Origin of the sequence: Enterobacter sp. HMSC16D10, from assembly GCF_001807145.1 — a bacterium.
Taxonomy (GTDB): Bacteria; Pseudomonadota; Gammaproteobacteria; order Enterobacterales; family Enterobacteriaceae; genus Enterobacter; species Enterobacter roggenkampii.
This window is the reverse complement of record NZ_KV787897.1, coordinates 89,931-99,642: the sequence shown is the minus strand read 5'-3', so window position 1 is coordinate 99,642 and position 9,712 is coordinate 89,931. Positions and strand designations below refer to the sequence as shown.

The window sequence follows — 9,712 nt, the reverse complement described above, 5'->3', positions numbered from 1 at the left end:
GCGGCCCTGCCACGGCGCGACAAGGGTCTGCCGGTTTTTCGGGGAGATTAAGGTCGCACCTGAAAGGGTAATGGTATGAATAGTGAAACAGGGCCCGGAGCCGGTAACAGGCAGCGGTCTGGCGGGCGCGGGGCGAGGAATACTCCGCTCCAGCTCCTCACGCTGTTGCTGGTTCTGTAATAAAAGCTGCTGCTGTTGCTGTTGAATGGAATCGCGATCGGCTGGCGATAAAGGTGCAGCACTCACCCTCGCTGAAAAAAGCGAAAACAATAAGATAGCAACAGCATAATTTACTAATGAAATTATTCTAATTTTTATTTCGGCGCTATTCATCCATGCCACAAACATGTCCGCAATGATTATTTTTGTAATATAAGAGTTTTCTTAAAGAGAGTATATCTAATTTGAATTAGGGCACCTAAAATTAATAGTTATTTCAGAAGAGTGAGAAGGATATTAAGAGAAAATAAGAAAGGATTTAACTCACCCTTAAATCTTGAGTTAGCCGTAATACACTAGGCATGAAGCCGAAACGTCTTTCGCCACTCCGCCGGACTCACCCCAAAACGCGCCTTAAACTGCTGTCGCCAGGTGACGGCGGAATTAAATCCCACCAGCTCAGCCACGCGTTCAATCGGCATATTTCCGGCTTCCAGTAAGATCTGGCTGCGCCGCAGGCGTTCGGCGGTCAGCCAGTCGGTGACGCTCATCCCCGTAGCGTTAACAAAATGACGGGTCAGGGTGCGGCGGCTCATCGAGACCACGTCCGCCAGCGAGTCCAGACTATGCGGTTCGGTGATGTGCTGCTGCAGGTAGTCAATCAGACAGTTAATGCGTCCGTCGCGGGTATCTTTAGGCACCGGCTGGGCGATGAACTGCGCCTGCCCGCCCTCGCGGTGGGGCGGAACAATCATCCGGCGGGCAATCTGGTTAGCAACCACGCTGCCAAAGCGCTGGCGAATGATATACAGGCAGCAGTCCAGCGCAGCGGCGGTTCCGGCAGAAGTGATGATATTGCCGTCATCCACGTAAAGGGCATTAATATCCAGCCGAACGTTCGGGAAGAGCGACTGAAACTGACGTTCGAACTCCCAGTGGGTGGCCGCACGTTTGCCGTCGAGGATCCCCGCCCAGGCCAGCACAAACGACCCCAGACACAGCCCGACGATTTCTGCGCCGCGGTCTCTCGCCTGTACCAGGCTGTCGAGCAGCGTCTGGGGCGGGCGTTCAAGAACGTGCTGCCAGTAGGGAACGACAACAATATCGGCCTGCCCAATGGCGGTAAAATCCTGCGTGGCGTTGAGGGCAAATCCGTCTTTTGAGGTGAGGAACCCTGGCGTTTCGGAGCAGATCGTCACGTTAAAACGCTTTTCTCCGGAGACCGAGTCGCCAAACAGAATGCAGGGAACGGAGTAGTGGAACGGGCTGAACCCGTCTACTGCGACAATCGCGACGTTGACTAGCGACATTTGTCTCTCCTTTCCCTTTCAGACACTCAGAATATAACGGTTTCGCCATCCTCAGGAATACTCACCGCGTCACTCACCTGGTTGGCTTCTACGTACTCACGCAGCGCGCTGCGGGTCAACAGGCAGTGGTTAATGGCCTCCATATGGCTCGCCACAATGTTGGCCTGCGGCAGCAGGAAATGAACGTTAAGCACATCTTCCTGCCCCATAATAATGGGCCCAAAACCAATGACGTGGGCATAGCCAGCGTTCAGCACCACCACGTCCGGCTGGTGCTTTTGCAGATCGGCCGCCACCTCGTCACGCCAGACGGTATCCCCGGCAAGGTAGAGCGTCTTCTCATCAGGATGACGCAGCACCACGCCACAGGCCTCGCCCAGCCGCTCCGCCAGTTCGGGCACGGCGTATGCGCGATCGGTACCGTGCTGACCGCCGTGGGTTTTCGCTATCCGGATATCACCAAAGGTGGTTGCGTCGGTCATGACCGTCAGGTTGCTAAACCCCTGGCTGCGCAGCAGCGCGGCATCACGGTCGTTTTGCACGTAGATCGGTTTGTCTTTGGCGATCAGCTCCGCCGCGGCGCGATCCCAGTGATCGTCATGGGTATGGGTGACGATCACCGCATCGGCGTCCAGCAGCGTGTTGACGTCTACGGGGAGTTCGACCGTCGGGTTACGGCGTTCGGCATGGGCCGTGCCGGGGAAGCCCGGATAAGCGCCCTGCGGAGCCAGCATCGGGTCGATTAAAAAACGTTTTCCGGCGTAGGTAATCAGCTGGGTGGCGTTGCGAATGTGGGTGATGTTCATGGGCTATCCTCCGGTTGGTGTGATAAGGAGGATAGCCAGCCGTCGCGCGTCATGCTGTGGGTTAAAGGGCGATTACCGATGGAATCGGGCCAACTTACGTCACCGCGCTTTAGGCGGGTTCCTTACCAGCCCGGCACCGCCCCGCCGTTAAAGATCGTCTCCGCCGCTTTCGCCACTTCAGGCGACTGATACGACTGGATAAATTCCTTCACGTTCTCGGCATCTTTGTTGTCTTCGCGCGTCACCACGATGTTCACGTACGGCGAGTTTTTGTCTTCGATAAAGACGCTGTCATGCACCGGCGACAGCCCGGTTTGCTGGATATAGGTGGTGCTGATGATGGCGACATCCACTTTCGGGTCGTCCAGCACGCGCGGCAGCTGCGCCCCTTCGAGCTCCATGATTTTCAGCTGTTTAGGGTTGGCGGTAATATCCAGCGCCGTCGGCAGCAGCCCGGTGTCCGGCTTCAGGGTGATGAGCTTCTCTTTTTGCAGCAGCAGTAGCGCGCGGCCAAGGTTGGTCGGGTCGTTTGGAATGGCAATGGTTGCCCCGTCCTTCAGATCCGAGACGGATTTGATTTTGCGGGAATAGCCGGCCATCGGGAAGACAAAGGTGTTCGCCACGGCCACCAGCTTGTAGCCATGCGCCTTATTATCCTCTGCAAGGAACGGGCGATGCTGGAAGACGTTGGCATCCAGTTCCCCCTGGTTGGTGGCATCGTTAGGCAACAGCGAGCCGCTGAAGCCCACCAGCTCCACGTCCAGGCCATATTTCTCTTTCGCCACCTTTTTGGCGACTTCCGCCACGTCCTGCTCGGCGCCGTTGATGACGCCGACTTTAATGTGTTTGGCATCGCTGCCACTTTGATCGCACCCGGCCAGCAGTAGGCCAGCCAGTACCAGAGCACCCAATCGACGTTTCACAAGACAGTTCCTTTTGCTGAATGTTGTAGTGACTATATCGACAACGAGGCGGTGAAATAAAAACCGAAAAAGAATCAATAAGAAGGATCGGTTATATGCGGCTATGGCCGGGTGACGCTGCACCACCGGGCATCAGGGATCACAACGTTGTCGTCCAGTCCTCGACGGCAAGCTCCTGCACCATTCTGAATGCACGATCGTTAGTAACAATCGTTGTTCCCCGACTGATAGCATGTGCAGCGATCAGTTGATCGAGATCTCCCATCACTTTCCCTTTCTTTTACAGGGTTGCACGGAGTTCACCGTACGTTGCTGCGGCGTCGCTGTCCCAGTCGCAAATCGTGATGGTATTGAGAAACTCCCGGATTGTTTCTTTCAATCTACTGCTTTTCTTCTTGTCAGCACCATACAGCAATTCCGCTTCGGTAATGCTTGAGATACAAACGTCCCCCGGCGCCAGACATGTCATTCTGCTTACAACCTCCGGGTGTCGTTTAAACAAGTGACTCACAATATTCGTATCCAGCATATGTCTCATGAGCATGCTCCATCCAGAGGGTCTCTTGTCGTAACACTCTGATTGCGTTCCTCCTTGCTCAAAAACGTATCTGGTACGTCCGTTTCTGCCAGCATGCGGAGAAAATTATCCCAGCTCTTTATTAGAACAGGTTTTGCCGCCAAAACGACATTCCCCTCCTCATCCCGTCGGATGTAGACGCTCTCCGTATCAAACGCGAATTCAGCAGGCAGCATAACGGCCTGATTCTGACCCTTTTTGAATAGTTTTGCTGTGCGTTCCATTGCTATCTCCATGGATGACTTGACCAGGCCAAAGCATGCGCCACGGCCCGAAAAGAAGACAAGCAACACGTTTTAAATTAGGAAAGCGGCTCGCAATAAATAGCAGAATGCATAATGACAGAAACGGGCTTAAAGGGCTTTCGCCAGGTAATGTCGCTGCATGCCCGGGTACGGATAATCCTGCAAAGACATCTGCAGCTGGTACCCCTGTTTTTCATAGAACGGACGCGCCTGGAAGCTGACGGTATCCACCAGCGCGTGCTTGCAGCCTTTGCGTCTGGCTTCATCTTCCGCCGTTTTGATGAGCTGGCTGCCCACGCCGGATCCGCGCACGGCATCGCTCACCCAGAGAAAGTCGATATTCAGCCAGTCGCCTTTACGCACCCCAATGAGCCCGCCGAGCATGGTGCCGATGTCGTCCCGCACGTAAACGCCAATATCCCCGCTGAATGTGGAGAGATCCAGAAACTGCGCATTGTAGGCTCTCAGACCCGTGAGTAACTCTTCTTTTTCCTGCGCCGTAACCGCATGAGTAATGCTCAGGTGCATATTTTTCTCCTTGTTATCTGTGCCGTTTCACTATCTCACACACGCAACGTGGAGAAAATTCATACTTTCGGCTGGCGTCGCTACACTGAATGTAACGATATATTTCATGGGAAGCCTGTGACGTCAAAAGGGGGTTGTTGATGAAAGCTGCACACCTTGTCTGCCTGCTGGTTTGTCTGCTGTTCGCCGCGTTTGTCCATGCTCAGGAAAAGGACGATCCGGCGAAAGAGGCGCAGATTAAGCAGCAGGTCCTGAAAGATATTAAGAAAACCTGTACGCCACAGAAAAAGCAGAGCGATAAGGCCTGGCAGGCGATGATTTTGTCGTCAGAGGCCAATCAGCTGCTGATCAAAAATGCCGTTACCGCCGTGAAGCGTGACAACCTGGACGCCTACTGGGCGGCGATTGGTCAGGTGGATTGTATGGAAGATTACTGAGGGCTGGAAACGTGCTTCTCGCCGGGTGGCGGCTGCGCCTTACCCGGCCTACACAACATGTTTAACGCTTACGCACGTCTGGAATGATCAAATCCCCGCGCAGCACATACGAGCCCAGCATCTGCGTTTTCTCCGTCAGCCAGCTCACGATACGCGCCGCCATGGCATCCATAGAATATTCAATCGCCGGGATTACCGGAATACCCGGCAGGTGCAGCGATCCGGCCAGGCTAAAGACCATAATGTCGTCCGGCACGGATTTATTAAACGCCTGCAGCTGCGGGATCACCCGCTGGGCTTCCTGCTCGTCCGCCACCAGCAGCGCGTTGAAGTTCAGCGTGCTGGCGTTATTCAGCAGCTCCTGTAGCGCAACGGACGACGAGGTCGCGTCCATGAACACAAGGTTGCGATTAAAGGGCAGGAAATTTTTCTCCAGCGCGTGCTTGTAGCCGAGCAGCACCTGGTCAGCAAAACCGCTGCCGTGCGGATGGATCAGGGCAATCTGGCGTCGCCCCTGGCTGGTCAGGTAGTTACAGGCGGTTTCGGCGGCAAAGGCGTGATCGAACTGGATGCTGTTGGAATTATCAGACTCCATGCAGTCCACCAGAATGACGTTGTCCATGTCGACGTCCAGCGGGAAACGCGCGCCAATCACCAGGATGTCATCGCAAAGCCCGCAGGAGAGTTCCTCAAGAGCGTGCATCACTTCCGCTTTGCTGTGCGCGAAACGCAGCAGCAGGTGTTTTTGATGCTGGCTGAGCTGTTTTTCCAGCGCGTAGAGATAACCGGTGGTCTGGTTAATGTTTTCCTGGGCGCAAATCACCCCGATACAGCCCGTCGACTGGCTCAGCAGCGACTGGGCAATCACATTAGGCCGGTAGTTAAGCTCATCCACTGCCTTCAGAACGGCCTGACGGCTGGCTTCCTTTACGCCACGCGACCCACTCAACACTCGCGATACCGTGGCTTTAGACACCCCGGCAAGACGTGATACATCATTGATTGTCGACATCTCTTTCCCCTGGCAGGCTTACCTCGCGCCTGCAAATTCCATGACCGCTTCGGCTCACATTATAGCCAAAGCGGAGTATATCCGTTTCCGTTTTCCATGGAAACCGATTTTCCGTTTCCACTCCAAATGATGTCAAAACAGCCAAATTATGTGACCTGCATCCGGTTAATTAGCCTCATAAGTATTGGATCTTGATGGTTGTCACAGTTCTGTCTTTTATCAATGGAAACCGGTTTCCGTATAATGTCCAATCATCCTCGCAATAACTTTTTACATTTAGAGGATGGTTGTCGATGTTCAAGATTATGCTGTGCTGCTCTGCCGGGATGTCCACCAGCCTGTTGGTCAGCAAAATGGTCGATGTCGCGAAAGAACGTGGTTTGCCGGTGAAGATTGATGCGTACGGTGTTTCCGAATTTGATACGCAGTTTCCGCAATACCAGGTGGTACTTCTCGGACCGCAAGTGAAATACATGTTACAGACACTCTCAGACAAGGCGGCGACGCATGGCATTCCGGTGCAGCCCATCGACATGATGGACTACGGCATGCAGCGTGGCGATAAAGTACTGGACTTTGCTCTGTCGCTCATCGAAGCGGCACACTAAAAGGTGTTCACATGAGTTCGTTATATCAATCCATGGTTGCGGTGATTGAGCAGTCAATTACCCCGCTGGCCGCGAAGCTCGGTCAGCAAAAGTACGTGATTGCCATCCGCGACGGCTTTACCGCCGCGCTGCCGTTTATGATCATCGGCTCGTTTATGCTGGTGTTCATCTTTCCGCCGTTCTCGGCGGATACCACTAACAGCTTCGCCCGCGGCTGGCTGGATTTCTCCCAGACTTACCGCGAACAGCTGATGCTGCCGTTTAACCTCAGCATGGGCGTGATGACCTTCTTCATCTCGGTAGGGATTGGGGCGAGCCTGGGGCGTCAGTTTAACCTCGACCCGGTGATGTCCGGCCTGCTGGCCTTTATGGCCTTCCTGCTGGTCGCCGCGCCGTATGCCGACGGCAAAATCTCAACCCAGTACCTCTCCGGCCAGGGCATCTTCACCGCGCTGATCGCCGCCATTTACTCAACCCGCGTGTACGCCTGGCTGAAGCAGAACAACGTCACCATCCGCCTGCCGAAGGAAGTGCCCACCGGCGTGGCGCGTTCGTTTGAGATCCTGATCCCGGTGATGGTGGTGATCGGCACGCTGCACCCGCTGAACCTGTTCATTGAAGCGCAGACCGGGATGATTATCCCGCAGGCGATCATGCACCTGCTGGAGCCGCTGGTGTCCGCGTCTGACTCCCTGCCCGCCATTCTGCTCTCCGTGCTGCTGTGCCAGATCTTCTGGTTCGCGGGTATCCACGGCTCGCTGATTGTTACCGGCATCATGAACCCGTTCTGGATGGCGAACCTCTCGGCAAACCAGGCGGCACTGGCCGCAGGCGCGGCGCTGCCGCACGTTTATCTGCAAGGTTTCTGGGATCACTACCTGCTGATTGGCGGCGTCGGTTCCACCCTGCCGCTGGCCTTCCTGCTGCTGCGCAGCCGCGTTACCCATCTGCGCACCATCGGCAAAATGGGCGTGGTGCCAAGCTTCTTTAACATCAATGAACCCATTCTGTTCGGCGCGCCGATCATCATGAACCCGATGCTGTTTATCCCGTTTGTGTTTGTTCCGCTGGTCAACGCCTGCCTGGCGTACGGCGCCACGAAGCTCGGCTGGCTGGCACAGGTGGTCTCGTTAACCCCATGGACTACGCCCGCGCCGATTGGCGCCTCGTGGGCGGCGAACTGGGCGCTGAGCCCGGTGGTAATGTGCCTCGTCTGCATGGTGATGTCGGCGCTGATGTACCTGCCGTTCCTGCGCGCCTATGAGCGTACGCTGATTAAAAACGAAGAGCAGAAAGCCCAGGCTGCAACCGTGGGTGCCGCTGAAGCCACAAGCAATTAAGTCAAAGAGGAAGGGTCATGAAATACGCATTTCCCGATAACTTCTGGTGGGGCAGCGCAAGCTCCGCTCTCCAGACGGAAGGGACACGAGAGGGTGAAACCACGTGGGACTACTGGTTTGCCCGCGAGCCGAACCGTTTTCACAACGGCGTGGGGCCGCAGCACACCTCCACGTTTTATCAGCACTGGAAAACGGACATTCAGCTGTTAAAACAGCTGAACCACAACAGCTTTCGTACCTCGATTAGCTGGGCGCGCCTGATCCCCGACGGTATCGGTGAAGTGAACCCGGACGCGGTCGATTTTTATAATCAGGTCATTGATGAGCTGAATGAACAGGGCATCACGCCGTTTATCACCCTGTTCCATTTCGACATGCCGATGGCGATGCAGGAAATTGGCGGCTGGGAAAACCGTGACGTGGTGGACGCGTACGCCCGCTATGCGCAGATTTGCTTCGAGCTGTTCGGCGACCGCGTGCTGCACTGGTTTACCTTCAACGAGCCGATCGTGCCGGTGGAAGGCGGTTATCTGTATGACTTCCACTACCCCAACGTAGTGGATTTCCGCCGGGCGGCCACCGTGGCGTATCACACGGTGCTGGCCCATGCGAAGGCGGTTCAGGCCTACCGCGCCGGGCACTACGCGGGGGAGATCGGCATCGTGTTGAACCTGACGCCGTCGTATCCGCGTTCGCAGAACCCGGCAGACGTGAAGGCGGCGCACGTTGCGGATCTGATGTTTAACCGCAGCTTCCTCGACCCGGTCCTGCGCGGCGAATACCCGGCGGATCTGGTGGCGCTGCTGAAATCTTACGACCAGCTGCCCGCCTGCAAGCCGGAAGACGGTTTCCTGATTGCGGAAGGGAAAATCGACCTGCTCGGCATTAACTACTATCAGCCGCGTCGCGTGAAGTGTCGCGACAGCGCGGTGAACCCGCAGTCGCCGTTTATGCCGGAATGGTTCTTTGATAGCTACGACATGCCGGGCCGCAAGATGAACCCCTACCGCGGCTGGGAAATCTACGCGCCGGGTATTTACGATATTCTGATTAACCTGCGCGACAATTACGGCAACCCCCGCTGCTTTATTTCTGAAAACGGCATGGGCGTCGAAAACGAGCAACGTTTTATTGAAAATGGCCAGATTAACGATCAATACCGCATCGAGTTTATTTCCGAACATTTAGCCTGGCTGCATAAGGGTATTAGCGAAGGGTGCAATTGTCTTGGTTACCATATGTGGACGTTTATTGATAACTGGTCGTGGTGTAACGCATATAAAAATCGCTACGGATTTATCCAGCTCGATTTAAAGACGCAGCAGCGCACCATTAAGAAAAGCGGGGAGTGGTTTGCCGCCACCGCCTTAAATAATAGGTTTGATAAAGAGTAATGATGATGATCGCACTAGAAGAAGCCGTAATGGAAATTATCGTCAATGCCGGGCAGTCCCGCAGCCTGTGCTTTGAAGCGCTGCACGCGGCGCGTCAGGGCAACATTGACGAGGCCAAAAGCCTGCTGCGCGAAGCCGACGGCTACGCGCGCCAGGCGCACAAGATGCAGACCAAACTGATTGAGCAGGACGCGGGCGAAGCACGCCAGCCTATGACCTTAATTATGGTGCACGCGCAGGATCATTTAATGAACTCCTTATTAGCGCGTGAATTATCCGAAGAAATTATTCATTTATATCAGAGATAGTCTATGGCGAAATAAATTACTGTAATACCTCTGTACCTAAAACTAGAAATCCACTTGTTCTGATG

11 protein-coding genes and 2 pseudogenes are annotated in these 9,712 nt (G+C 54.9%); 5 read left to right on the top strand and 8 right to left on the bottom strand.

The window, feature by feature from the left end:
- From HMPREF3143_RS25125 to HMPREF3143_RS18270, 7 genes and pseudogenes are all read right to left on the bottom strand, one after another.
- Positions 1 to 333 (bottom strand): annotated as a pseudogene (locus HMPREF3143_RS25125) (ShlB/FhaC/HecB family hemolysin secretion/activation protein); the annotation flags it as partial.
- A 182-nt stretch (positions 334 to 515) separates the two neighbouring features.
- On the bottom strand, positions 516 to 1,469 hold the full coding sequence (locus tag HMPREF3143_RS18295) for a GlxA family transcriptional regulator (protein WP_070533954.1): 954 nt from the start codon (positions 1,467 to 1,469) through the stop codon (positions 516 to 518).
- Between the two features lie 26 nt (positions 1,470 to 1,495).
- Positions 1,496 to 2,275 (bottom strand): MBL fold metallo-hydrolase, encoded by a 780-nt coding sequence (locus HMPREF3143_RS18290; RefSeq protein WP_023345173.1) that lies wholly within the window; start codon positions 2,273 to 2,275, stop codon positions 1,496 to 1,498.
- Positions 2,276 to 2,397: 122 nt separating this feature from the next.
- Positions 2,398 to 3,198 carry a lipoprotein NlpA gene (nlpA, locus tag HMPREF3143_RS18285; protein ID WP_008500128.1) on the bottom strand — a complete coding sequence of 267 codons (801 nt, stop codon included), beginning with the start codon at positions 3,196 to 3,198 and terminating at the stop codon, positions 2,398 to 2,400.
- Positions 3,199 to 3,337: 139 nt separating this feature from the next.
- Positions 3,338 to 3,736: pseudogene (locus tag HMPREF3143_RS18280) on the bottom strand (type II toxin-antitoxin system VapC family toxin).
- Entirely contained in the window at positions 3,733 to 3,999 is a 267-nt protein-coding gene (locus tag HMPREF3143_RS18275; protein ID WP_045414808.1) for an antitoxin, read from the bottom strand. Before HMPREF3143_RS18275 ends, HMPREF3143_RS18280 begins: the two are co-directional and overlap by 4 nt.
- Before the next feature lie 129 nt (positions 4,000 to 4,128).
- The gene (locus HMPREF3143_RS18270; RefSeq protein ID WP_008500129.1) at positions 4,129 to 4,548 is read right to left on the bottom strand and encodes a GNAT family N-acetyltransferase; all 420 of its coding nucleotides are present in this window, start codon (positions 4,546 to 4,548) and stop codon (positions 4,129 to 4,131) included.
- 140 nt (positions 4,549 to 4,688) lie between these two features.
- Here HMPREF3143_RS18270 and HMPREF3143_RS18265 point away from each other — a divergent pair, with 140 nt between their 5' ends.
- A complete protein-coding gene (locus HMPREF3143_RS18265) occupies positions 4,689 to 4,985 on the top strand; it encodes a YicS family protein (protein ID WP_021242704.1) in 297 nt (98 codons plus the stop codon).
- Between the two features lie 61 nt (positions 4,986 to 5,046).
- Here HMPREF3143_RS18265 and HMPREF3143_RS18260 read toward each other — a convergent pair whose 3' ends face one another.
- Positions 5,047 to 5,997: a LacI family DNA-binding transcriptional regulator gene (locus HMPREF3143_RS18260; protein ID WP_023293714.1), complete on the bottom strand. Its 951-nt coding sequence runs from the start codon at positions 5,995 to 5,997 to the stop codon at positions 5,047 to 5,049.
- 293 nt (positions 5,998 to 6,290) lie between these two features.
- On the opposite strand from HMPREF3143_RS18260, the gene HMPREF3143_RS18255 reads away from it, so the two are divergent.
- From HMPREF3143_RS18255 to HMPREF3143_RS18240, 4 genes are read left to right on the top strand one after another with little or no spacing between them, the layout of a single operon-like run.
- Positions 6,291 to 6,605 (top strand): PTS sugar transporter subunit IIB, encoded by a 315-nt coding sequence (locus tag HMPREF3143_RS18255; RefSeq protein WP_008500132.1) that lies wholly within the window; start codon positions 6,291 to 6,293, stop codon positions 6,603 to 6,605.
- Positions 6,606 to 6,616: 11 nt separating this feature from the next.
- Positions 6,617 to 7,945, top strand: a complete 1,329-nt coding sequence (locus HMPREF3143_RS18250; RefSeq protein ID WP_025910681.1) for a PTS sugar transporter subunit IIC — start codon at positions 6,617 to 6,619, stop codon at positions 7,943 to 7,945.
- A 17-nt stretch (positions 7,946 to 7,962) separates the two neighbouring features.
- The gene (locus HMPREF3143_RS18245; RefSeq protein ID WP_070533952.1) at positions 7,963 to 9,339 is read left to right on the top strand and encodes a glycoside hydrolase family 1 protein; all 1,377 of its coding nucleotides are present in this window, start codon (positions 7,963 to 7,965) and stop codon (positions 9,337 to 9,339) included.
- 5 nt (positions 9,340 to 9,344) lie between these two features.
- Positions 9,345 to 9,647: a PTS lactose/cellobiose transporter subunit IIA gene (locus HMPREF3143_RS18240; protein ID WP_008500136.1), complete on the top strand. Its 303-nt coding sequence runs from the start codon at positions 9,345 to 9,347 to the stop codon at positions 9,645 to 9,647.
- Positions 9,648 to 9,712 lie beyond the last annotated feature (65 nt).